The sequence below is a fragment of the Paenibacillus sp. J22P15 genome, assembly GCF_056269345.1.
In genome coordinates this window covers 46,835-71,396 of the sequence record NZ_JBWDNT010000003.1, presented here as the reverse complement: position 1 = coordinate 71,396, position 24,562 = coordinate 46,835, and the positions used below count along the sequence as shown (strand labels likewise).

Annotated in this window: 24 protein-coding genes and 1 pseudogene; 9 read left to right on the top strand and 16 right to left on the bottom strand. The window is 45.9% G+C overall.

What is annotated here, in order from left to right:
- Positions 1-119: 119 nt before the first annotated feature.
- The 5 genes from ndk to AC0YN6_RS08590 all read right to left on the bottom strand — a co-directional run bounded on the left by ndk (position 120) and on the right by AC0YN6_RS08590 (position 4,993).
- Positions 120-518 (bottom strand): nucleoside-diphosphate kinase, encoded by a 399-nt coding sequence (gene ndk, locus AC0YN6_RS08610; protein ID WP_475746350.1) that lies wholly within the window; start codon positions 516-518, stop codon positions 120-122.
- Positions 519-552: 34 nt separating this feature from the next.
- Positions 553-1,353, bottom strand: coding sequence for a pyruvate, water dikinase regulatory protein (locus AC0YN6_RS08605; RefSeq protein WP_475746349.1), 801 nt, complete (start codon positions 1,351-1,353; stop codon positions 553-555).
- On the bottom strand, positions 1,350-2,021 hold the full coding sequence (locus AC0YN6_RS08600) for a CBS domain-containing protein (protein WP_475746348.1): 672 nt from the start codon (positions 2,019-2,021) through the stop codon (positions 1,350-1,352). The genes AC0YN6_RS08605 and AC0YN6_RS08600 overlap by 4 nt, the downstream gene beginning before the upstream one ends.
- Positions 2,022-2,102: 81 nt before the next feature.
- On the bottom strand, positions 2,103-3,002 hold the full coding sequence (locus AC0YN6_RS08595; RefSeq protein WP_475746347.1) for an NAD(P)-dependent oxidoreductase: 900 nt from the start codon (positions 3,000-3,002) through the stop codon (positions 2,103-2,105).
- 206 nt (positions 3,003-3,208) lie between these two features.
- Positions 3,209-4,993 (bottom strand): M3 family oligoendopeptidase, encoded by a 1,785-nt coding sequence (locus AC0YN6_RS08590; RefSeq protein WP_475746345.1) that lies wholly within the window; start codon positions 4,991-4,993, stop codon positions 3,209-3,211.
- A 114-nt stretch (positions 4,994-5,107) separates the two neighbouring features.
- On the opposite strand from AC0YN6_RS08590, the gene AC0YN6_RS08585 reads away from it, so the two are divergent.
- On the top strand, positions 5,108-5,278 hold the full coding sequence (locus AC0YN6_RS08585; RefSeq protein WP_475746344.1) for a YycC family protein: 171 nt from the start codon (positions 5,108-5,110) through the stop codon (positions 5,276-5,278).
- Positions 5,275-5,517 carry a hypothetical protein gene (locus AC0YN6_RS08580; protein ID WP_475746343.1) on the top strand — a complete coding sequence of 81 codons (243 nt, stop codon included), beginning with the start codon at positions 5,275-5,277 and terminating at the stop codon, positions 5,515-5,517. The genes AC0YN6_RS08585 and AC0YN6_RS08580 overlap by 4 nt, the downstream gene beginning before the upstream one ends.
- Here AC0YN6_RS08580 and AC0YN6_RS08575 read toward each other — a convergent pair.
- A complete protein-coding gene (locus tag AC0YN6_RS08575; RefSeq protein WP_475746342.1) occupies positions 5,514-6,254 on the bottom strand; it encodes a DUF2225 domain-containing protein in 741 nt (246 codons plus the stop codon). The two genes, AC0YN6_RS08580 and AC0YN6_RS08575, sit on opposite strands and share 4 nt — an antisense overlap.
- Before the next feature lie 582 nt (positions 6,255-6,836).
- Here AC0YN6_RS08575 and ylbJ point away from each other — a divergent pair.
- Together ylbJ and AC0YN6_RS08565 are read left to right on the top strand one after the other, a co-directional pair.
- The gene (ylbJ, locus tag AC0YN6_RS08570; protein WP_475746843.1) at positions 6,837-7,856 is read left to right on the top strand and encodes a sporulation integral membrane protein YlbJ; all 1,020 of its coding nucleotides are present in this window, start codon (positions 6,837-6,839) and stop codon (positions 7,854-7,856) included.
- A gap of 77 nt (positions 7,857-7,933) precedes the next feature.
- Positions 7,934-8,731 (top strand): NAD kinase, encoded by a 798-nt coding sequence (locus tag AC0YN6_RS08565; protein WP_475746341.1) that lies wholly within the window; start codon positions 7,934-7,936, stop codon positions 8,729-8,731.
- Between the two features lie 52 nt (positions 8,732-8,783).
- On the opposite strand, the gene AC0YN6_RS08560 is transcribed toward AC0YN6_RS08565, so the two are convergent.
- Positions 8,784-9,509: a YutD family protein gene (locus tag AC0YN6_RS08560; RefSeq protein WP_475746340.1), complete on the bottom strand. Its 726-nt coding sequence runs from the start codon at positions 9,507-9,509 to the stop codon at positions 8,784-8,786.
- 26 nt (positions 9,510-9,535) lie between these two features.
- A complete protein-coding gene (gene lipA, locus AC0YN6_RS08555) occupies positions 9,536-10,480 on the bottom strand; it encodes a lipoyl synthase (RefSeq protein ID WP_475746339.1) in 945 nt (314 codons plus the stop codon).
- Between the two features lie 131 nt (positions 10,481-10,611).
- Here lipA and AC0YN6_RS08550 point away from each other — a divergent pair, with 131 nt between their 5' ends.
- A complete protein-coding gene (locus tag AC0YN6_RS08550) occupies positions 10,612-11,667 on the top strand; it encodes a M23 family metallopeptidase (RefSeq protein WP_475746338.1) in 1,056 nt (351 codons plus the stop codon).
- A gap of 69 nt (positions 11,668-11,736) precedes the next feature.
- On the opposite strand, the gene yunB is transcribed toward AC0YN6_RS08550, so the two are convergent.
- On the bottom strand, positions 11,737-12,873 hold the full coding sequence (gene yunB, locus AC0YN6_RS08545) for a sporulation protein YunB (protein WP_475746337.1): 1,137 nt from the start codon (positions 12,871-12,873) through the stop codon (positions 11,737-11,739).
- Positions 12,874-13,036: 163 nt separating this feature from the next.
- Here yunB and AC0YN6_RS08540 point away from each other — a divergent pair, with 163 nt between their 5' ends.
- On the top strand, positions 13,037-13,252 hold the full coding sequence (locus AC0YN6_RS08540; protein WP_475746336.1) for a hypothetical protein: 216 nt from the start codon (positions 13,037-13,039) through the stop codon (positions 13,250-13,252).
- Positions 13,253-13,360: 108 nt separating this feature from the next.
- Here AC0YN6_RS08540 and AC0YN6_RS08535 read toward each other — a convergent pair whose 3' ends face one another.
- On the bottom strand, positions 13,361-14,416 hold the full coding sequence (locus AC0YN6_RS08535; protein ID WP_475746334.1) for an NAD(P)/FAD-dependent oxidoreductase: 1,056 nt from the start codon (positions 14,414-14,416) through the stop codon (positions 13,361-13,363).
- Positions 14,417-14,482: 66 nt separating this feature from the next.
- Entirely contained in the window at positions 14,483-16,435 is a 1,953-nt protein-coding gene (locus AC0YN6_RS08530) for an ABC transporter substrate-binding protein (protein ID WP_475746333.1), read from the bottom strand.
- 317 nt (positions 16,436-16,752) lie between these two features.
- Here AC0YN6_RS08530 and AC0YN6_RS08525 point away from each other — a divergent pair.
- Positions 16,753-16,974, top strand: a pseudogene (locus AC0YN6_RS08525) (YiaA/YiaB family inner membrane protein); the annotation flags it as partial.
- Positions 16,975-17,034: 60 nt separating this feature from the next.
- On the top strand, positions 17,035-17,235 hold the full coding sequence (locus AC0YN6_RS08520; RefSeq protein WP_475746841.1) for a YiaA/YiaB family inner membrane protein: 201 nt from the start codon (positions 17,035-17,037) through the stop codon (positions 17,233-17,235).
- 22 nt (positions 17,236-17,257) lie between these two features.
- Here AC0YN6_RS08520 and AC0YN6_RS08515 read toward each other — a convergent pair whose 3' ends face one another.
- Positions 17,258-17,728, bottom strand: a complete 471-nt coding sequence (locus tag AC0YN6_RS08515) for a GNAT family N-acetyltransferase (RefSeq protein WP_475746332.1) — start codon at positions 17,726-17,728, stop codon at positions 17,258-17,260.
- A gap of 148 nt (positions 17,729-17,876) precedes the next feature.
- Between AC0YN6_RS08515 and AC0YN6_RS08510 the strand changes: the two genes are divergently transcribed.
- Positions 17,877-18,407 (top strand): superoxide dismutase family protein, encoded by a 531-nt coding sequence (locus AC0YN6_RS08510; RefSeq protein ID WP_475746331.1) that lies wholly within the window; start codon positions 17,877-17,879, stop codon positions 18,405-18,407.
- A gap of 160 nt (positions 18,408-18,567) precedes the next feature.
- On the opposite strand, the gene AC0YN6_RS08505 is transcribed toward AC0YN6_RS08510, so the two are convergent.
- From AC0YN6_RS08505 to AC0YN6_RS08490, 4 genes are all read right to left on the bottom strand, one after another.
- Complete coding sequence (locus AC0YN6_RS08505; protein WP_475746330.1) at positions 18,568-20,655, bottom strand: right-handed parallel beta-helix repeat-containing protein; 2,088 nt, start codon at positions 20,653-20,655, stop codon at positions 18,568-18,570.
- A gap of 145 nt (positions 20,656-20,800) precedes the next feature.
- The gene (locus AC0YN6_RS08500; RefSeq protein ID WP_475746329.1) at positions 20,801-22,480 is read right to left on the bottom strand and encodes an ABC transporter substrate-binding protein; all 1,680 of its coding nucleotides are present in this window, start codon (positions 22,478-22,480) and stop codon (positions 20,801-20,803) included.
- A 55-nt stretch (positions 22,481-22,535) separates the two neighbouring features.
- On the bottom strand, positions 22,536-23,432 hold the full coding sequence (locus AC0YN6_RS08495; protein ID WP_475746839.1) for a carbohydrate ABC transporter permease: 897 nt from the start codon (positions 23,430-23,432) through the stop codon (positions 22,536-22,538).
- 76 nt (positions 23,433-23,508) lie between these two features.
- Entirely contained in the window at positions 23,509-24,474 is a 966-nt protein-coding gene (locus AC0YN6_RS08490) for an ABC transporter permease (RefSeq protein ID WP_475746328.1), read from the bottom strand.
- Between the last annotated feature and the right edge of the window lie 88 nt (positions 24,475-24,562).

Here is a 24,562-nt window from a genome sequence, read left to right as displayed (position 1 = left end):
AAAAAAAGCACCGTAGAAGGCGCAGTTATCTGCGGCCTAATACGGTGCTTCCGTGTTCATTCATTAACTTTGTATAAAATTTACCATAATCTTCTTCCATTCGTCAACCAAGGATTTCACTATTGGAAGAAGTGTTTGATTTCACTCTCGGCATTTTCATAAGAGTCAGATCCATGAATGATATTACTAGCTACATCGATTGCAAAATCTCCACGGATTGTACCGGCAAGAGCTTCAGAAGGATTCGTTGCGCCAATAAGTGAACGTGCGTTTATGATCGCATCTTTGCCTTCCCATATCATTGCAAATATAGGTCCCGAAATGATAAAGTCTACCAACTCGTCAAAAAACACCTTTGAACGCAAATGATCGTAATGCTGCTCCGCGTGTTCTCTTGATAATTGCATCACCTTTGCATCTATTAGTTTAAAGCCCTTTTCTTCAAATCGAGCAACAATGCGTCCCACCAAACCGCGTGCATAACCATCCGGTTTAACCATTACAAACGTTCTATCCATATTGAATCCCCCTTGTCTCTATCGGTATATCCAATTATTTGTTAAGCCATTCAATAATGATGCCCGCTGTCTCTTCAATAGCCCGATTTGTAACATCTATAACAGGACAATTCAACGATTTCATAACTATTTCTGCATAATCAAGCTCTTCTTGAATACGCTCCCTTGTCGCATATTGTGCGGATGCTGGAAGTCCAAGCGTCTTCAATCGTTCAGAACGGATCTCAAGAAGATGATCAGCCTGCATCGTTAAACCGATTATAAGTCGATCAGAAGCAGGCTTCAGTTCTTCGGGTGGATTAACCTCTGGCATAAGCGGCAGGTTTGCCGTCTTTATTCCTTTATGGGACAAAAAGATACTTAGCGGCGTCTTAGACGTTCGCGATACGCCAATCAATACGACCTGCGCCTGTATGAAGCCTCTCGCATCCTTGCCATCATCGTATTTCACCGCAAACTCGATGGCATCCATTCTACGATGGTACGCATCGTCGATAGAATGCAATAGCCCGGGCTCACGCTTAGGAAAGGTGCCAAACGTATCAACATAGGCTTGCATCATTGGTCCCATAACATCAACCGCTCTAACACCAGCTCTAAACGTTTCTTCCTTCATTTGTTCCCGAAGCTCCGGCTGGACGAGTGTATAGCTGATAAATCCACCTGTACTCGCTGCTTCAGCGACGATACGCAAAATTTCATCCTCAGACTTGATATGACCGTAACGCTTAATTTTTACATGCTCCGATGAAAATTGACGCAAGGTTGCCTTAGCAACCGCTTCCGCTGTTTCACCAACAGCATCGGAGCATACATAAATGATCTGCTGTTTCATAACTCTGGCTCCCCCAATTTCCCATCCATCGCGATGTCCGCCATCAGGCGTATTATGTTCGACTTCGATACCCAACCTGCCACCTCAGGATCGAGCACCTGATCTTCTCGAGGAATGATGACTGGTAAACAATCTACTTGATGGAGTGACATCTTTCTAATCGCATCCATCACAGATTCGTCGGGTATTAGCGTAACAATATTAGGATAACGGGTCATCACCATACTGACGGGAATAGATGCAGCGCCAGCGTTACCAAGCGTTATTTTGAGCAAATCCTTAGGTGTAACGATTCCAACAAAGCGCTTCTGTTCATTAACGACCAGAAGGGTGTCCGCATTCTCGGTGAACAACGTTATAACGGCATCATGGACGGACAACGAGTCCGGAACATTAACGGGAACCCCTTGAACTTCTCTTACCTTCATATTGTTGAATTGCTGCAAGGGCTCACTGCTCGATCGATAGGTGTTGCCTAGGAAATAACCGACCTTGGGCTTCGCATCAAGCAAGCCAAGCATGACCAGAAGCGATAGATCTGAGCGCAGCGTGGGCCTGCTGACACCTAAATATTCAGCCAACTGCTCGCCAGTAATCGGCGCATGCCTCTTCACGAGCTCAAGAAGCTCCAGTTGCCGTGTTGATAACTGAATCGTACTCTCCTCCAACCTTTATATGAGTCATAATCATAAGAAATAGTACCTTTATTTGAGAAATAATATATCACATTAACGAATTACGCACAATATTTAGTTGTCCTGCTCCTTAAATATCACTTTATATAATGCTTGTGTACCGCTGTTCTCTTCTCCTAGTGTAATGAGCTGCTCGTACAAAGAGCGCGCCAGCGCCAAGCCCGGCAAGGGAAGTCCCATCTCATCAGCCGATTCGATCGCAATTTTAATATCCTTTATAAAATGCTTAATATAAAAACCTGGCGCAAAATCTCCATTAATAATACGAGGGCCTAAATTCGATAAAGACCAGCTTCCCGCAGCGCCTGCTTCGATACTTTTCAGTACCTTACTAGGCTCTAATCCCGCTTTCTTCGCATAGGCAAGAGCCTCACTCACACCAATCATGTTAGTGGCAATTGCAATTTGATTGCACATTTTCGTAAATTGTCCTGCACCTGCTCCACCTTGGTGAACGATGTTTTTGCCTATCAGTGCGAACAACGGCAATACAGCTTGATATGCTTGCTCCGTTCCTCCAACCATGATGGAAAGTCTAGCTTCCTTAGCGCCCACATCACCTCCAGAGACGGGTGCATCAAGCGCCATTAGTCCTCTGTCGCGAGCCTCAAGCTCAATGCGCTTGGCGAGGGATGGACTTGAAGTGGTCATATCAATAAGGATTGAATTAGAGCGCGCATTCTGAAGAAGACCTGCAGCACCAAAATATATCTCTTCTACATCCGCGGGATAACCTAACATCGTAATAATCACATCAGAGTTCTCAGCAACGAGCTTCGGCGACTCCTGCCAAATAGCCCCCCTCGAAACCAGTGAATCCGCTCTTGACTGCGTTCGATTAAACACATTTACTTTAAAACCATTATCAAGCAAATGACCCGCCATACTTGCACCCATAATCCCTGTTCCGATAAACCCAACGACACGATTCTTATTGATAGATTGCTCTTCCAATTCATTTCCGCCTCTCTTCTCTATCCGATAATTGAATATATCCATATTATAATATTATCAGCACTGCTTCCAACTAACATGGCGGCACTTCCAGGCTCACAGTATGCCACACAGTATAAAGCATAGATCGCATAAAAAATAACCGAAGACAAAAACCTGCTTTTGTCTCCGGCTACTGTTATAACCATTCTGTCTAACTATACAATTTAGTCGTTTGTCATTTCGATAAACTGCTCGACATCTACTGCTGTCAGAGCAACCGCGTCGCGCCAGAAGTCCATCGCTTCAAGGTCTACACCTAAATGCACCTTAGCGAGCTGCTCTACAGTCATCCTGCCGGTATCGCGGAGCAGAGCAACATATTGATCTTTAAAATCCGGTCCTTCCTGCAGCGACTTCGCATAAATGCCCGCACTGAATAGATAACCGAATGTATAAGGGAAGTTGTAGAATGGTACATCAGTTAAGTAAAAATGCAGCTTTGAAGCCCAGAAATGAGGATGCACCTCACCGAGCATATCACAATAAGCTTCACGCTGTGCGGCTTCCATCAAGGCATTCAGCTCCTCAACAGATACTAGCCCTTCACTGCGTTTAGCATAAAAACGAGTTTCGAACAAAAACCGTGCATGAATATTCATAAAGAACGCCACTGACCGCTGGATTTTATCCTCAAGCAGTCCAAGCTTCTCATCATCCTCTACTGCTGTTTTAAGCGCACGATCAGAAACGATCAGCTCCGCAAATGTAGAAGCCGTCTCCGCTACATTCATCGCATATTCTTGCGACAAGGCCGGCAGATCATTCATGACATGCTGATGATAGGCGTGACCCAGCTCATGTGCCAGCGTCGATATGTTTGAAGCAGAACCCGAATAAGTCATAAATACACGAGTTTGACCGCTCTTAGGAAAAGCAGTACAGAATCCGCCTGGACGCTTCCCAGGGCGATCTTCAGCCTCGATCCATCCATCACGGAAGGCAAGCTCTGAGAATTCAGCCAGCTCCGGGCTAAACGTTCGGAATTGCTCTACGATAAAAGCAGCGGCTTCGTCATAGGGTATCGTCTTTGTTGCTGATCCGATTGGCGCTTCAACATCATGCCAATCCAGCTTCTCAACACCGAGCAGCTTCGCTTTGCGCGCTAGATAACGAACGAGCACCTGTTTGCTTTCTTGTATAGCTGACCACATCGCCTGCAGTGTAGCCTCACTCATGCGGTTCATTTGCAGCGGCTCCTGCAGCACAGATTCCCAGCCGCGCTTGTCGTACAGCTTCAATCTAAAGCCTGAAATCCGATTTAGTGTCTCTGCGCACAAATCAGCCTGCTCCGACCATTCGCGCTCCCACTCTGCAAATGCCACCTTTCGAACATCACGATCGCCGTCAGATAAACGGTTATGCATTTGACCTGCGGATAATACTTTCTTCTCCCCGTCTGCACCAACATCGTTAAATTTCGCTCTGGATACGATAACATTATAATAATCGCCCCAGCCATGGTAACCGTCAACTGCTAGATCGCCGGCTAAAGCCTCCAGCTCTGGAGCCATTTTTTGCTTAGCTAGCTCACGACGCTCAGCTAAGCTGAACGCAACCTCTGCGAGCTGTTCATGCTCAAGCAGCTTTTCCCACTCTTGATCATCAAGTCCACGCAGCAGATTATCGAAGCGAGTAAGTACACCCAAAAACTTCGCAGACAACGTCTTTACACGATCACTCCGTGAGCTTGCCGCTGCGTCCCGAATATTTTGAGCCAATAAACAAGAAACAAACGACTCAGATTCACGCAGTCTGATAATGATGCTTTGCAACAGCTTCGTCATTGTCACGATTTCAGATGAGGCAGTGTTTGCTTCCTTTAAAAGCGAGGCATCGAGCTTCTCGATATCCTCCTCAATCCCTTTCAACTCTTGCAAGAAGGCTGCCGAGTTTGAGCCCCCCTCATAGAAAACGTCTAAATCCCAGCTTTGCGGATATCCCTTATTCATCTGCTTCCATCCTCTCCTCCATAAAAAAAGCCAAGATGAGGCCGCTTTTTTTATTTGCGCAAACCTTCTCGGCAGTGTATAACTTAATTATATCCAGATTGGAGGAATTTCACCATGTCTAAACCATTGCAGATTTCTGCTGATACCGCTATTAAGCTTTCAGAGCAGCTTGGCGTACCGATAGAGCACTTAATGCATATGCCGCGCCATATATTATTGCAAAAGCTCTCCGAGCTTGCCAAGTCCGATTCAGCACCAGCTGCTGATAGCGATAAAAAGTTATGATTCCTTTCGAAAAAGCATGGCCTTATGACATTATTATGGGTGATCTTTATGTATCAAGCTGTCCCTTCTGCCATGCAGACAATGTACTGCTTCCTGTAAAACCGGCAGAGCTGCAAGAAATACAGGATGGTACGAAGCGATTGCTCGTGTTCCCATGCTGCCGAAACAAAGTGACCTTAGTAGATGCAGACCATGATTATTTGCTAACCGATCGTGTTCTCAAAAAAGCGATCCGTTAAGCGGTTGTATAAATCGTCTGCTCTGACAAGCTTGTGCTTTCGTTTGGAGAAGTGTTGCCAGATGTCTGTTTCGGTCTGGCTTCCATCTCCTCACGAATAAGCTGCCACTGCTCACGACACGCACGAATCATTGTAGCATCAACGATTTTTTTATCGTTCACCACGCGAGAAAACCATCGTACAGCATCGTTTAATTCACCGGTACGCCGATTCAATTCTCCGATTAGAAACATTAGTTTCGCATTATTAAGCGCTACGCCCTCTGATTCATACACGCGAATATAGGCCTGTAGTGCAAAGCTTAAAAAACGCTTCTCATCTATTGAATTCCCTTCATAACGGTACAGCCAAGCAATATGATGCAATATACCAGCAAGTATACGATCCTTCTCGTCTACTGCTTGCGCAGATAGAAGGGCGAGCTTGTAAGTGACCATCGCCTGCTTCTGATTACGCTCACCGCCATAATCTTGCTTATTCCAATGAATGCCGATTTGCTCATGGTATTTCTTTTTTTGTTTATCGTTTAACCGCTCCAAACCATTCTCAGTTGAAGCATAGCCGCAATTTGGGCAAACCCGTACAACATAAAAATCAGGGTTTGCATCCGTTTTATAATATCCGCAAAAGTCAGTATCCATTCTTGATGCCCTTTTGAAGCTCGGTCTAACACGTGAAGTCATAAATGTTTTCTCACAGCAGATGCAGTTGATCTTGGATAGGTAGAGTGGTTCCATAACAACAATCACGTCTCCTCTTTAGATGTGTTTACAATGTCGTGTGCAGGTCCGGATAGTCTGTGAATCACGGGCTCATATACCTATTTATCGTCAAAACCATCTCCAAAATGTAGGTAATTAGTATTATTTAATAAATTTATTTTCTGCATTGAATAAAAAAAAGCCCGCAGCATGCATATGCGGGGCTCGTCGTATAGTACGTATTACTCATTAACCTTCATAATCCTCTTCCCCTGGTGCTGTGAGAGATTCTCGAATGACATAGACGAAAGCACATACTAAGATGCCAGCGATTATACTCATATCCATCACTCCAACCGTTTCAAAGGTAATTCCATTGTACCATAAAAAAATAAGGAATCCAGCGTTTTTGCAAGCGTTTTCTTTGACGATATTATTTATTTTTACAGCATCTCCAGTGATGGATATCCCTATTCATACATATATGTGTAGGAGGGGTTGTACAGCATCTCATTTCGTCATCCTATATACCCCTTCTACATAAATGAGGAGGCGGTCTATCTGCTGCGAACGTTTGTCCATCCCTTATCTCTAACCGCGCTTGGCGCCTTTATAATCATGCTGTTAATGACTGTCTTTCCTACAGAAACACTTCATGCCTCACTTCGTGGTCTTTCTATTTGGTGGCAAGTATTATTCCCAGCGTTGTTCCCTTTCTTCGTCATATCGGAACTGCTGCTTGGTTTTGGCATTGTGCATTTTTTTGGAAGGCTGCTGGACCCGCTCATGAGACCTTTGTTTCGACTACCAGGTATCGGTGGCTTTGTTGTAACGATGGGATACATTTCTGGTTATCCTGTTGGCGCAAGGCTCACCGCACAGCTCTTGGAGCAGCGGCTCATCAATCGAGCGGAAGGAGAGCGTTTAGTCGCCTTTACGACGACGTCTGATCCTATTTTCCTTATTGGTGCAGTTTCTATTGGTTTCTTTCAAAATGTTGCGATTGCTCCCGTACTTGCTGCTGCCCACTATGGAGGCGGACTGCTTATTGGCTTCCTCATGCGATTTCACGACAGACATGCTCCGCCTTCTTCCATGAAAAAAAACACAGAAGCCCGAAACGGAATTAGAAAACGCAAACCTTCGCGAATCGCCGAAGCGCTTAAAGCGATGCATGAGGCCCGTTTACTAGATGGTCGAGAGCTTGGACGACTACTGCAAGATTCAATCCAATCCGCACTCCGACTCATGATCGTGGTAGGCGGACTCGTCGTTTTTTTCTCAGTTGTGATGGAGATGCTCACTCATGCGGGTATCGTTGAAGCGTTAGCAGAAGCGCTGCGATTTATATTTGGTGTGATTGGTTTGCCAAAGCCCCTTGCTGACGCCGGCATATTTGGATTATTCGAGGTAACATTAGGCGCTCGCGCAGCTGGGACAGCAGGTACAGGACTCATGCATCAAGCCGCCATTGCTGCATGGATACTCTCGTGGGGCGGCTTATCTGTCCATGCACAAATAGCAAGCCTGCTCAGCAAAACGGATATGCGCTATCGTCCTTTGTTATTGGCTAGACTGCTGCATGGTTTTATTGCGATGGTTCTTGTCTACCTATTATGGGGCTGGCTCGGCCCTTGATAACCCTCGATCATTGAATTTAAAGTCAATATCCTTTATCATCTTAAGTACTATGGAGATCGGAAGGAGATTTACCTTTGAAGTATGCGGTTATTGATCGAGGCGATACGCTATCCAAATCGTTAGCGGAAAAATTTCATACATTAGCTGGGGAGCGAGGCTTCATCCGGCAGGATGAAGCACCAGAAATCGTAATTTCCATCGGAGGAGATGGAACGCTCCTGCTTGCTTTTCATAAATATGTTGATCAAATTACCAATGTCGCATTTGTCGGCATCCATACCGGCCATCTCGGCTTTTATGCCGACTGGCAAGCAGATGAGCTTGAAGAGCTTGTAAGAATGATGGCTGAGGAAACTCCTCGAATCGTTAGATACCCGCTTGCTGAGATTGAACTGGAGACGCCAAGCGAAAGAAGCCATTACTTATCCTTGAATGAATTCACGTTGAAAGGCGTCGACGGGACGCTGGTTGCTCAAATTAATATAAATGATGAGATGTTCGAGATGTTCCGAGGAGATGGCATTGTTATCTCCACGCCTTCGGGAAGTACCGCATACAACAAAAGCTTAGGCGGTGCAATTGTTCATCCATCGATAGAATCGCTGCAAATCGCAGAGATCGCTTCAATCAACAACAGGGTATACCGTACACTCGGTTCATCTGTCCTGCTGCCGCAGCATCATCATTGCGATATTATTTCCAAGAAAGAACAGCGTCTCCAGCTTGCTATCGACCATATCAGTATCATGCGCAGCGACATCCGCTCTATTCGCTGCAGCGTATCCAGCCGTAAGGTCAGCTTCGCACGATACCGGCCCTTTCCTTTCTGGAATCGTGTGCGCGAAGCATTCCTTGGCTATGACGTGCATTAATCAATCTAAAGAGAATACTTCTATTTAGCCAAAAAAAAGACACGCAGCGCTTTTACAAGCGCTCCGTGTCCTTTTTATTTGGTTTATTCGTTTCCGCAGATGCAGCTGCAGTTTCATTTGCTGCTAGGCGAAATGGTTTTTTGGCGCGGTTGTCGTTGCCTTTGTAGCCGCCTTTACGCTGCTGTTGTTGCTCACGCTTCCCGCTGCCCTGTTGTTCATTGTTTTTTCGGCCTTCTCCAGCATTAGCGCTGTCACCGTTGTTTTCATTTTTGTTGCGGTTAGCGCTTCTATGGCGATTTTCTCTTGTATGATGACGGCTATGTCTCTCATGTGCTGGGGCAGCACTTTCTTCCTTTGCGCTGGCAACCTCATCAAACTCCACATCAAGACCATCAGAAACGTCCACGAACCCCGCAGCTGCTGCAAGAAGATCAGCTGCTTCGATACGAGGCCGCTCGTCATCCGCGTCCAAATCGTAGTCGCCTGGCTCCCGTACCGCACTTTGTGTTTTTTCAAGAATAAAATAGGCACAGCCAAAATTGCAATATTCATTGATATAATCGGGCATCCCGGATAAGTTGCTTTCCTTCGTTGCCTTCTGATGATTATCACGGAAAAAGCCCTTCAGCCTTAACTGACCATAGCCCCAATCACCAACGATGTAATCATAACGCTCCAGCACTTCACTGTATCGATCACGAAATGCTTCTGGATTCCAGCCGTTCCTATTTTCAAGAACTATTTCATAAGATTTTCCGCCGATATGAATCAAAGCCATCTTCTCCACCTCATCTTGAGCGTCAGTTACAAGCTGCTCGAGCAAGCACCGGAAGAAATTCCACGGTTTATTGCCTCTTCTTCGGCTTCCGCAGCAATTGCTGCGTGAGCTGAGTCGGTCTGCTCATGTGCATGATAAGAGCTGCGTACTAATGGAGCGGATTCTACATGCCTAAATCCGCGCTTAAGCCCTTCTTCTTTTAATTTTGCAAATTCGTCTGGGTGGACATAACGTACGATTTCTAAATGTTTAGATGAAGGCTGCAAATATTGACCTAATGTCAAAATATTCACATCGTTAGCACGAAGATCATCCATCGTCTGCAAAATTTCATCCCATTCTTCACCCACGCCAAGCATGATGCTCGATTTGGTCGGGATTTTTGGTTTCATTTCTTTGGCGCGCTTCAACAACTCCATTGTACGGCTGTATTTGGCTTTAGCCCGAACACGGTTTGAAAGTCTCTCCACCGTCTCAACGTTATGATTCAGAATATCCGGATTGGCATCCATCACAATTTGAAGCGCATCCTTATTGCCTAAGAAATCGGGAATAAGCACTTCAACGCGGCAGAACGGCATACGTTTGCGTATCGCACGCACGGTAGCTGCAAAGATGGATGCTCCTCCATCCTTCAGGTCATCACGCGCAACCGAAGTAACGACGCAGTGCTGTAGGTTCATTTGCTCTGCTGCCTCTGCTACCCGTTCTGGTTCATCCAAATCGAGTTCAGTAGGCATGCCTGTCTTAACAGCACAAAAACGACAAGCGCGCGTGCAAATATCACCCAGTATCATAAATGTAGCGGTACGATTCGACCAACATTCATAAATGTTTGGACAGCGTGCTTCCTCACAAACCGTATGTAACGTTTTGGAGCGCATCATATCTTTTATCTCGGCAAAATTACCGTCTGTTGCTAATTTTATACGAAGCCAATCAGGCTTTTTTAGTTTTTCCTGCTGTTTCATAAGGGATTACCTGCTTTCAAGTTCATATATAATTCCTAAACTCATGCGTTTATTATAACATGTTTCGCATAAAAACCAATGATTTGCAAAACATAACGTTATAACCGTCATGCTTTGGAAGGGTGAGACGTATGAAACTGACTATTCCTATTGTCGCAGCACTAACAGCAGCTTCGTTGTTACTTGTCTTGCCCGTCAGCCCTGCAGGAGCAGCCTCTGCTTTCAAAAGGCAAAACGATACGGTGCATGAGCAAGCATCAACTGCTGAGCCCGATCCTCTTCCAGCCAGAAGAGGCTTATATGACAAATTAAGCTTATTTACCGAAATCCCTTGGTATTGGATCGCTGCTATCGATCAGTATGAGCGATCCTTGTCTAAGGCACGTCCAAAAGCTCGGCCCATGCTCGGCAGTACTGTCGGGGTGTTCATTGATCAAGAACTCTGGGCCGGCCCTTTGAATCCAAATATCGAAGACAGCTCACCGGCTTCCATTCACTTTTTTAACGGCATCGGTCGTGATGGTGATGGAAATGGTCAAGCGGAGCGCACAAGTGATGTTGACCTTCTCTATTCACTTGTTAGCCGTGTTGCTGCCTACGGTATATCGGATGATGATTTCTCAATCGGACTTTGGGAATATTACCAAAACAACCGATCTGTTCAGCGCATTCAGCAATTTGCTCGTATTTATGCAGCATTTGGTCAGCTTGATTTGTTTGAACATGCTTTCCCTTTGCCAATCGGCACTAACTACGCCTACAACAGCACCTGGGGAACTGGGCGAAGCTGGGGAGGTAGACGTACCCATGAAGGTACAGATATTTTCGTAGGCCATGGGACTCCTGTTCGCAGCACATGCTACGGCATCGTCGAAGTAAAGGGCTGGAACCCCTATGGCGGTTGGCGCATCGGTATTCGTGATCTGAACAACTTCTACCATTATTACGCTCATCTATCCGGCTTTGATAAAACCGTTAGTATTGGTGATGTCGTTAAGCCCGGTCAGGTTGTAGGTTGGGTAGGCAGCTCTGGCTATGGCAAACCGGGGACGCAGGGGAAGTTCCCTCCTCACCTGCATTATGGGGTGTACAGTGATCGAGGCTTAATCGAATGGTCGTTTGATCCGTATCCGATGCTTCGTCGCTGGGAGCAGGCGGAGCGCAAACGAATTCGTTCCGGAAAATAAACGCTGTAACAAAAAAGCGACTTTATCGTCTTCTCTTAGAGGACAATAAAGTCGCTTTTATTTTGCAATCTACTCCGCAAATGTATTGCCTGTATTATTAGAAGCAGAATTAGAACTGTTCGAATGGTTCGATTCCTCAGTCGATCCTTCGGTCGTTCCCTCCGAATTAGATGCTCCAGCGCCTTGAGACTCCTCATTCGTTTTGTTTTGAGGACTGGACGTAACGCCGCCGCCTGAACCTTCGCCAAGCGGAACAGAGATGTTGGGCGCTTGCGCTGCCGATTCGCCAACCGGTTTCCCCGTATTGTCATAATAGTACATAGGCACGTCGCCAACCACGAGCAAATATGAAATAGGGATATCCGTTTCTACGAGCTCAGGCTCCGTATCAAACGGAATAATAATCGTTACCTCCGCTATAATCCGAATATAGACCTCGACCAAAATCATATTGATGCCGGCGTCCTTCTGACGTGTACTCAGATCGACCTTAACCGCCCCAACTGGCTCGAACTTGACCGGTACTCTTGGACCGTAAGAGGAAATGATGGCGCTATTAAGCGCATGCCCAATCGGGATATGCTCTGGAATATCCTTCATATCATTTAATGTTTTTTGAACGGTATTGATCGTTTGTGAAGTGATCCTCATATGCTCGGCGTAATTAAGCATAAATCCGGATATTTTTCCGTTGCTGTTCATTTTCCAATCGATTAAGTTACTGCTGTCCGATCGGCTGGCGACCTGCTCCGTTATCGCTTTATTGATGGCCTGTGTCGCGATTTGCTTCACCCTAATTTTCGCGATATTCATAAGCGGAGGACGTAAGTTCTTCTCAATATATACGAAGGATTGTATCGAGAAAACCATCATTAGAAGAAGTACAACAATAAGGATTGTGCGGCGACGTATCCGAGGCTTGGCTGGACCAGACCCCCATACGATGCCTGAACCGCCGTTGCTATTGCTGTTGCCGCTGCTTCGAGTACTGCTGAATTTCACTGACGGGCGCTGAACGTTCCATTTGCCGCCGCTTCCGCTTGAACGGCTGCCCCATTTTTTCGGTGCTGAACGAGATGGCGATGAGCTGCCTCGACTGCCCCAGCTGACCGTTTTTATTTTTGACAATGGACGACCAGACCACAACTGCATTCGGTCCCCGCCTAACCCTCGAAAACGCCAGCCGCGCCTTCCCCATTTCGCCAAATCAATCCCCCCGTATCTAGCTAGCCGCTTTATTACCCATATTTATGCAGAACTCGGCCAAAAAAGAAGACGACCTGAGCAATGGCATGCTAAGCACTTTGCAACGCGATCTTACATGAGATAGACTATAAGAAATCATTTTCCGTATTGAAGGAGTATCCACATGGCCATAAACCGACGACTTAGCACCGATCAAGATTTTGAAGAGGTCATTGAGCTTCAGCATCGTATTCGGGTGTTTCAAGACAATCAACTCATCGATTCCAGCTCGCTCGTTGTGAGGTTTGACGATAACATTATCGTAACCCAATCGGGAGTAAGCGATATTACCTATCATAACCGGAAAGAATGCGAATTTTTTGTACTTAGAAAGCGCTGAGCCACAGCAAAAAACGGCGTCATCCCGTCATGTGATTGTTAACATGATGGGATGACGCCGTTGCATTGACACCGAGCATTAGTTCCGCTCCCGCGAGCCGCCATTCGCTTAAACGAATTCTTCTTCTTCTTCCTCTACTGCGCCAAGCTCCCGATTTTTCTCCTTGAACCGCTCATTATGGGAAGAAACATAGGCCATCGTCGGTGCTTCCGGGTCCATGTACAGCTTAGCGCTGTTAAGCGCCAACACGCCATCGGTAAACGTCCCTGCGATTAGCCCTACCTTGCTGCCATAGTCCACGAAATCGCCTGCACCGAAGATACCGGGAATGTTGGTCGCCATCCGCTCGCCTACGTTAGCGTTCCATACCCCCATGTCAATGCCCCAGTCACGGATGGGTCCAAAATCGCTCTTCATGCCATGGTTTACGATAACCGCATCTACCACGAGCCGCTTGCTTTCCTCCGTATCCATATGCGCAATCGTCACTTCCTCGATGCTTTCCCCATTGCTGCTATGAAGCGCCAGCACCTGATATGGCGTCAGTACGTTCACCGAGGATTCTCTCATCTTGGAAACGTTTCTCTCATGTCCCCCGAAGCTGTCGCGCCGATGCACGACGGTTACGCTTGCTGCAATGGATTCCAGCTCGTTCGCCCAGTCTACCGCTGAATCACCGCCGCCGGAAATCAGCACCCGCTTGCCGCGAAACTTTTCCAGCTCCTGCACCGTGTAATAAAGATTGGTTACCTCGTAGCGGTCAGCCCCTTCGATCTCCAGCTTCGCCAACTTCTTGATGCCATATCCGATAGCCATGATGACCGTTCTCGTATGATGGCGTTCGCCGCTTAATGCCGTTAAAATAAAGGTTCCATCCGCCTGCCGCTCGTATTGCGTAATTTGCTGGCCAAGCACGATCGTTGGATCAAAAGTTTTCGCTTGCTGGATCAATTGAGCGATTAAATGTTCGCAGCGAATGGGGGTAATTCCGCCGACATCCCAAATAATTTTCTCTGGATAAGTAAGCATCCGCCCGCCAAGCTGATCCTGTGCTTCAATCAGCTTAGTTTTTAAATCACGCATGCCGCTATAAAAAGCCGTATATAAACCGCCGGGACCTCCGCCAATAATCGTTACATCGTATAGTTCCAATTGTTCGTTCATCGTTTGCCTCCAACCGTCACATATGACTTTATTGATATTGATTCTCACTATCATTCAATAAATTGTTTACTTTCCTGCCAGCCAGTCAGCCAGCTCCTCCGTCTGCGACAACGTAGCAATTGGATCGAAGTACCAAGAGCGTTCCTTGCTCCAAATATATACGCGATCATTTTTAACGGCATCGAGCATTTTCCAAATCGGATCTGCTTTCAAATCGGCAAGCGTTAGCGTATCTGACGTAAAAATAATATAATCGCCTGCAAAATCGGATAGTTTCTCGCCTGAGACTTCAACAATCTGTTCCTTCATCAGCTGTTCAGCTACTTCGGATGGAGGATTAAGCCCAAGAGCTTGATAAGCAGCTTGGCCGCCCCTGCCGAAATTGTCGCCGAATACGCCTGTATTCCCTCCCCAATCCTGCATAACGGAAAAAGTAGCTTCGCTTGGTATAACTCCCTCTACCTTCTCTTTGGCTGCTGCAATACGCTTGTCGTAATCAGCCAACCACGCTTTTGCTTCTTCCTCTTTACCTAGCACTTTTCCAAAATAAGTGAGCTCCTCATGAGCATTTTTCAGCTCTCCAAAAGGCACAACGATCGTCGGCGCAATTTTACTATATTGCTCGTAAGCTTCCGCATTGCCTGAAACGATCAAATCGGGCTGGAGATCGACGATTTTCTCCAGTGACACGCTTTCGTATTCACCGATATTTTCAACTCCTGCAAGTGCCTCTGCAAAGTATGGATTTTTAAAATTCAGCTCCGGCGTTCCGATCGGCTTCACATTAAGTGCAATAAAGCTGCCTAAGTACAAATCGACTACGATTCGCTCAGCCTTGGCAGGAATCTCTATATCGCCTTTAATCGTAGCAATCACTCGAGTCTGGGCTTGAGCTTCAGCCGTATTGGAGGGAGATGATTCACCGCTGGAGTTGGATGTCACTTGCGATTCTACGGTTGCCGTATTCGTGTTTAAAGCTCCCGTAGAGCAAGCGCTCATAAATAAAGCAAAACAAAACAATAGAGTTGCTGCCATCGATAATTTCAGACCTTTGTACATGGGTAATTTGTTCTCTCCTTCGTATTGATAATGATTATCATAACGATAAACATTGTAACCCCGTATTTTGCCTGGAACAATGGAGGATCGGCTCGATCGATATAGACGATCTGCCCCGCTCTTCTGTTTTTTCAACCTCTCTATGTAGCTTCCTGGTGAAATGCCCGTGTGCTTCTTAAACATTCGGGTGAAATATAAACGATCTAAATAACCGACGCTCTCGGCAACTTCCTTAATCGTAGCATCCGTATGCTCCAACAGCTCTTTGGCGTTGTTCATTCTCACCTGAATGACATAATCAATGAGGCTGTATCCCGTCTCCTTCTTAAAAACCTTAGACAAATTTTTGGCGCTGTAATTTAATGTTTTTGCCAGCTGATCCAGTGTAATAGGCTCCCTATAATGCTGATGAATGTAATGGAGCGCTTGTGCTGTAAGACCTTGCTTCACCTTTTGCATGCCCTGTTCCTGCAATTGGTGAAACAGCTCATATACAAATTGGTGAAATAGCGTATTCACATGAAACCGCTCCAACGAATGCGATACTCGCCACTCCTCAGCCATTGCTTTAACGGTTTGAAATAAAGAAATCGGGTATTGCGGAGCAAAGCCGTATTGTGTTTGAAACGGGTTATGTTTATCAGCAAGCGACAAAATCTCTTGTCTGCAAGGCTGCGATATAATCGCCTTATAGAAGATGAAATAATACTCAAACTCTTCCTCGGCCAAAACAATATCCAAGCACATTCCCTTGCCGCCATGAAGCACATGGAACCGCTCCGCCTCGTGCAGCTGACCGTCCAAACGAAGCTTGGCGCTTCCTCTTGTGGAATATAAAAATCCGCTGGCTGGCAGTTTATAAGCGCAAAGCCCCTCGCCCTGCTTCATCGTTTTATGGCGAACATCAAGCACTTTAATGGAGGCGTGGTTCCACAGCTTGATTAGATCATTCCATTCCATCTTGTCATATCAGCTCCTCTAAAGCTTGCTTGCGCCTTCTTACCGTTCGTTCGGAGAAAAAACGGCTCCTTGGTGCACGATCCATTTATTCCTATAACTTCAGCGCAGCATGTATTAAGAAGCATTCTAATGATAATCATTCTCAATGTCAATTTCTTTCTTCCTGCTTTGAAAAGATCGGTCTATTCAGAGCACTCCGCACTAGTACCTGGTACCATGATAAGTTGGTACTTTTGGTATTAGGAATATGCTGTAAACTAAAGACATCAACAACAAATCGATTCGGGAGGCACTCTCAAATGGAAAAAATAGAAACGATGCAAGTACGCAGACCCGCTAATTTTTATCGCCGCCGCAACACACCCACTTATACCTTTATGGCTTGGGCAGCATTTCTCATCGCATGCGGCTTCGAATTCATTGGTATTTATACACTTAAACAGGCTATGTCTGTACAAGGTTATTACGCCGTAACCGGCGTTCTCTTAATCATTACTTCATTCCTTTTGCAAAAGGTAGCCCGTGATAACGACGAGGATAAATTTCTCAAAGAATACCAGCCTGGTTATAGGAACCGCAACACTTCCGCGTTTACGTTCATGGCATGGGCAGGCTTTATCATCGCCGTTCTTGCTCAATATATCGGAATCTACACGCTGGAAGAGCCGCTTTACGTGAAAGGATACTACGCGATTGCCGGCGCTTTTCTAATCGTGACATGTCTTGTCCTGCAGAAGACGATTCGGGATAATGAAGAAGACAGTGTACATGCGAATGCAACAGAAGGTTTTGAAGGCTAACAATCTTGATCTATCATTAGGTTTACAGCTTTTTAGTCATTTTGAAATTAACTAATTTCACACCTTTTCGCTCTACGATCTGTGACTGGATTTCTCGGAATCCGTATCGTTCAAAGAAAGGTTTTGCTGTTACGCTTGCATCTGTACCTAACTCCGCAATCCCTAGCCGATAAGCTTCAGCTTCGAGTTTGTTTAACAGAGCTGAAGCTATACCTCGTCTCTGATAATCCTTATGAATATACAATCGATCCAAATACCCCTCATATGTCATATCAGCAAAACCGACAATTTGACCGCTGTAATCGGCTACAAAGGTGATATTTTGCCGCATAGCTGCTTTCCATGATTCCAGTTTGAGACTCATTTCATCTAAGGGAGCCCAAACGTCAAGCTGCTCCTGCGAGTAATCTTGTTTATTGATGACATGTACCGTTCCATAAAACAATGAAACGATTTGGTTAATGTCTGATTCTAGAAATCTTCTGATCTCCATTACACTCTTTCCTTTCAACGTTAATCCACAACGATCTGAGATAGCGTCCATTGGTTTTTTTTGTATAAAATCAATCTTATTGTGCACCATATGTTTATTGCCGTTTTCGATACGGATAAAACTAAAAAATGATGAATGGATGAATACGATGAAAAAAATCGTTTTATTAATCTGTGTGCTATTCCTAACCCAAACATTTGGAGCTGTTATGGCGCATACAAACTCTGAACCTGCTGGAATACTTGTCACTATTATTAACGGTGAAGGCCAGCATATTGGATCCGCTCAGCTCACCCAAAAAGCAGACAAGGTATACCTACATATTGAAGCGGAAAAACTCCCTCCTGGCAAGCATGGTATTCACTTTCATAACGTCGGTAAATGCGATACGCCTGATTTCAAAACAGCAGAGGCTCATTTCAATCCCGCAAGCAAGCTGCATGGCTTTAACAATCCAAAAGGCTACCATAACGGTGATCTCCCTAATATTATGGTAGGTGCGGACGGTAAGGTCGTGGCCGATCTTGTAAGCAGTGATGTAACACTTCTGGAAGGCAAACCAAATTCCTTATTGCATGACGGCGGTACAGCTATAGTTATCCATGAGAAAGAGGATGATTATGTTACCGACCCTTCTGGAAACTCTGGCAACCGCATAGCTTGCGGGGTAATTCAATAAGTTTTTAAAAAAGAAGAGCGCAAATCTCCGCACAGCAACGAAAGAACCTGAAGTTCGTTCGCACGATCAGGTAACAGCCGAAAAAGCGCCTCATCCTGAAAATGGAATGAGACGCTTTTCTTATTTGGGCTACAAGACATCTCCTGGGATGGTAATTGCGCTATTCCCTATCAGCTGCGGAACGCGGACCAACATCGGACAAATCAATCGGTTGAAAACCGAGTGCGAAAGCAGGCGAATCCTCCTGCAGCATGAAGTTTCCCCCTGCCGGGTCTACTAGAAGTGGGTCGGCATGAACGGAATGCAGATCATAACCGAGCTGTTTCATATCCTCCAACGATCGCGGGTCTTTCAATGAAAAATTCGCCTGTTCATCGGAATGTTGTTTGCCAAATACCAACTCATTGCCGGAGATGTCCCAGAACAAGTTTAGGTCGCTGTAAAATCCCTTCTTGTCAAAATCGCTGGCATATCCCGCGACAAACATGGGCTGTCCATCGGAGATGATAATGTTCTTCTCGAACGTAAAGGAACGATGAGCCTCCACTCGGCTAAGGGCGGACTGGCCTTCGCGGCCGAAAGCGAATATATTGTTGCGCACGATGTTTTCCCGACCGTAATGTTGATGGAACACCTGACTGCTAGTCTTGAAGCATATGTTGTTCTCGATAATAAGATGAGCGCTCCCTTCGTCCGGATAAATCGCCCAACCCCCGTAATTGCATTTTTCAATATCATGAATGAGATTGCCGCGAATGACCGTACCCGGCTGGACACCGAGGGTATAGATTCCGCCCATATCGCTAAGAAGGCCATGACCGATATCGTGAATATGATTTTTCTCGATCTTGTTTTCCTTCGATACATTCTCTCCATAGCCCCATACCCAGCCGCAGGAGATCCCCGTGTAATAGAGATCATGGATATGGTTGTGCGAGATGACATTATAAGATGAATGGGCCGAGAGAATACCAACAGCGCTGTGAAAAACACGTCCTCCGGCATGAATATTATTGTCCGTGATGCGGTTGCTTCCCGTTCGCAGCAGTGTGGAGCCTCTGGCATCTGCCCCGTCCAGTTTAATCCCGCCTGCTCCCATATCGGTAATCGAATTGCCGACAATCCGGTTGGACGTACAGCCCTCGGACAATTCGATACCGTACCAACCGATTCTCTCGATCCGGCAATCCTCAATCGAACAATAACGGGCTCCACGCATATGGATCACTCCGGGAATATGAAAGGCCGCTTGCGGAGCTGCGGCAAAATCAATGCCTGGCAGCTCGAAGCGTTCCCCGCCTCCCTTAGGCTGAATCCAATCCGTATGCGCAAAGGTCAATCCTTTGAACGATACGTATTCGACGTATTTCTCCTCTTCCGGCTTGCCCGCAAGCTTCAGCAGCTGATGGGCCGAGCAGGCGACAAACTCCGTCTCCTCCAAAGTTTCGCTCGGGAGCGGGATGTAATAGACTTTGCCGGCGGCACGGTCGAGATACCACTGACCGGGATCGGTTAAGGCTTCGAATACGTTCTCCACATAATATTTAGCGTAGCGCTTGGCAACATCGTCTTTTAACACGAACATGCTCTTACGGCTGGACTTAACCTCTCCTGATAACGGGTTGAAGGATTCCACCGGCATTCTTTCCTCGATCCAATAGTGCACGGCGACGATATCCACGTCATTCATATTGCTCCAAGACGCGTCGATGTCGCCCTGTGCGCACACGAACGTATCCGTTCCTGCAAACAGACCGCTGGTCATCCCTTCTTTATAAATTTCCGTTCCCGGCACATCCTTCATCCAGTAGAAGCCCTGTTTGGGAAGACGTGTCCGCATGCGGCGCTCTCCGTCTACGAACATCTGCCGGAAGTAACGATTTCCTTCGGCGCCACACGGCACATCGGCGACCCACATTGCAATGCCGCCTACCGTCTCCTCCCGCCAGCCCGTTATCCGAACACCTCCATCCACAACAGGTTGTTCTCCTGGATAAGCGGTAAAGGTAACGGGGGCCGAGTCCTCTGGTGAAAACACGATCGGCTCCTCCTGATAGTAATGGCCACCGCGAAGCCATACCGTGATCGGTCCCAGGAGCCTAGCAGATTGCTTCAGCCTTCGAATGGTATCCCGCGCTCCGGTGATCGTTGCCAAGGGACCGTCCGTTTTATCCTCATTAGGCTCTGGCAGTCTGCCTGTCCAGTTATCGTTACCTCGTGTAGAAATATACAGCTCGTTCTTACTCACCTGTTCTCTCTCCTTCCGAAAGTCACGTCTTCATCAACAACAGTTGCTAAATTAGATTCACGTCCCTGCAGTAGGAGTTCCCAGCAGCTTAACGGATGCGCTAAGCTGCCGGGAACCGGATGTTAGTCCGAGGACACAGGTTCTACTATTTATATTGACGATTGTAACCTTGCTGATAGATGTCCAAATATTTCTCCAGTCCAATATCACTCAAACTTTTTACATATTTGTCCCAATCTTTGTCCAGACTCATATCTCCTGTAACAAAGCGAATGGTTGATTCTGTAAAATAGTTGGCCAACTCGACCGATATCGTCTGAATTTGTTGGCTTTCTTCAGCATGAAGCTTGATCGGCGGAAGTACAGATAATGAATCGTTCTGCGGAATATACGGCTCATATTTATTTTTTGTTTCATCTAGCAATAATTTCTCAAGTCCCTCTATTGAAAAAATATCGACGTTCGGATCCACCGCTGCACCGAGACGGAACTCATTAGGCGCATAGTTGATTCCATTCTGCATTAGTGCTTCGTTCTGCGGTTCTTCAATATACGGAGTAAGTCTTTTCGTTAAAGCTGGTTCCCCGTTCAATCCTACATCCCCTGGTTGAGGATCGTCCCATTCTATTCCCTTTATCCCCATTCCTTTCGTTGCAGCTCCTTCTAGACTATACATGAAGTCAGCCCAACGAAGTGCAGCCTCCGGGTTTTTGCTCGTTGCCGGAATATAGAACGCCCCCGGGACTGCGGAATCATACTTGAAGTGAGTCGCGTGTCGGACGCCTTTCGGACCTTCCAGCGGCGCCAGTGCGACGTAATGCTTATACCGCTCTGGATTGGATGCAGGATCGATAATGCCAATATTCGCTCCGGCAGTGAAGGCACCCAATATTTCAGCATCCGGATTGGCGGCCAATTGCCTCAATTGATCGTTATTTTGTGTGTATGAAGGATTATAAAGCAGGCCTTCTTTATACAATTTCTGAATATATGTCAATCCTTCACGGAATTCCGGCGTATTGACAATCGTTTCTACCTTCCCGTCTTTGACGATAAGCCTCATGTTGTTATAAGCATTGGTATAAGCAAACGCATTCATAATAAAATCGTTAGGGTCTGTTAACCAGCCCTTGGTAGCACCAGCAAACGGAATTTCATCTGCCTTGTTGTTGCCATTCGGGTCTTGCTCCTTAAACGCTTTCATTACCTGATAAAACTCTTCTGTCGTTTTCGGTTCTTTCAGCCCAAGTTCATCCAGCCAGCTTTTGTTAATCCAAAGCTTTTGCGCCATGCTGCAATGAAAACAGTCATTCCATGAAGGCAAGCCGTAAATACGTCCGTCTGTTGCGGTAATAACGCCGCGCAACCCATCATGCTTCTCCAATACTTTTTGGAAATTTGGCGCATATTCTTCAATCATGTCATCCAGCGGCAAAAACATCTCTTGATTGGCAGCATATTGCTCTTCATCAAATCTGACACCAAAAAACGCATCCGGCAAATCGCCGCTGTTTAAGATCAGATTCACCTTTTCTTCTACAGCATCAGCCGGAATCATCTCCCATTCGATATGAATGTTCGTCTTTTCCTCGTACCACTTGACAAAGGTATTCGTTTTGAAATCGATAATTAGCGGATCTTGTACGGCAAGAAATCTGAGTGTCGTCTTATTTTTTACGATCGGGAATTCCTCTCCGGCAGCAGCTTCGCTGCTTTCTCCGCCTGCATTGCCTTTATTTGAGCTATTAGAAGAGCAACCTGACGCAATGATGGCAAAGACAAGGGTAAATGTAACAAGCCAGTTCAATCTTTTATTCATATTCATATCATAGTGACCTCCTCTAGTATTTCTTTCTTTTATAAGATTTGCCCTCAAGTATCTAGCCTTTTATCGAACCGATCATCACTCCTTTGACAAAATACTTTTGTACAAATGGGTAAATGAGCAAGACCGGAACACTCGCCACTACAATGACTGCGTATTTGAGCACATCAGCAAGCCCCTGCTTGCGTTGCAGCGCTTCAAAATCCTTCATCATCATTGGGTCTATTTTGTTGAGCACAAGAATGCTCCTCAATACAAGTTGCAGTGGGAACAGCTCCTGCGAATTCAAATAAATAAGCGCACTAAAGTACGTATTCCAGTGGCCGACACCGTAATAAAGCGCCATTACCGCAATAATCGGTGCTGATAGCTTTATCGCGATACTGAGCAAAAAGCGGAAATCGCCCGCCCCGTCAATTTGCGCCGCTTCATACAACTCTTGCGGGATCGTTACTTGGAAAAACGTCCTCGTAATGATGACATTCCAGATGGACATCGCGGCCGGAATAATCAACGCCCAGCGGGTATCCAGCATTCCTAAATTTTTGACAAGTAAGTATCCAGGAATCAATCCCCCTGAAAAAAACATCGTGAATACGAAAAACATCATCACGGCATTTCTTCCCTGCAATTCTCTACGGGAAAGCGGATAAGCCGCAATTACCGTCATAACCAGGTTCAGTAATGTACCGATGACCATGTAAAACAGAGAATTCATGAAACCGGTAATAAGCTGCGAGTTTTTGAAAACGGCGGAATACCCTTTCAAGGTAGGCTCCTCAGGAAAGAACCACACTTTCCCTGCAATTACCGCATGCGGACTACTAAAGGATGCGCTGACAACATAAAGCAGCGGGTATGCCACCACAATAAAGCTCACGCCTAAAAATAAATAAATGAATACGTCGAAAGTCCGGTCTCCGTATGTAAGTTTAATCGATTTGTTCATAATTGCTCCTTTCTCTTAAATGCCCGCTGCGATATCAAATGCAACATACGGTCACCGACAGCCTCATCCTGTTCCGCGCTTACCATAGCCCGGAGTCTGTTAGCTTTTTTGCCGTATAATTGGCGATGACGAGCAACACCAGATTAATAACCGAGTTGAATAAGCCAATAGCTGTAGAAAAACCAAAGTTTGAGTTGACGAGACCCACTTTATATACATAAGTTGATATAATTTCGGATGTAGACAAATTCAAATTGTTCTGCATCAAAAAGACCGTCTCAAAACCAACATTCATGATGCCGCCGCAGCTTAATACGAGCATGATGACAATAGTGGGCCGAATACTCGGCAAGTCAACATGCCATATCCGTCTCACCTTACTGGCTCCATCTATAATACTTGCTTCCTGCATATCTTTACTTACCCCGGCTAGGGCAGCCAAAAATATGATAGCGCCATACCCTGTCCCTTGCCAGAGCCCCATCAAGACATAGATCAATTTGAAATATTCGGGTTTACCCATGAAATTCACTGGATCTCCGCCGAACAGTCCGACAAACTGATTCACCAGACCGGAACGGGGATCCAGCACTTGCATCACGATCCCGACCAGAATAACGGATGATACGAAATAGGGAGCGTAAGTTACCATCTGCACCGTTTTCTTGAATAGCTGATTTCGAACTTCATTCAGTGCTACAGCCAGCAGGATAGGCAGTGGAAAACCAGCTACAAGCGAAAATAGGCTGATAAGTACTGTGTTTTTAATGATTCTCCAGCTGGAAGGCGAACTGAAAAACTGTTCGAAATGAGCAAGACCCACCCACGGACTGCCGAGAATACCTTTAAGCGGTTGAAACTGTTTGAACGCAAGAGCTACCCCATACATAGGAACATAACTGAAGAGAGCGACATAAATAATTGGCGGTAAAAGTAGGACATACAATGGCCAGTGAGTACGCATTTTCTTGAAAACGTATTCAAGTTTTGATTTTGAAGGGGGCTGATACTGGGATTTACTCAAAACTTCTGTATTCGTTTTCATCGTTAATTGTCACCTCCTTCCCTTCCACAAATTAAATATGAATTTGCCTCTCGAAAATATCAAGAGTAGCCAGATTGCGCAACAGTCA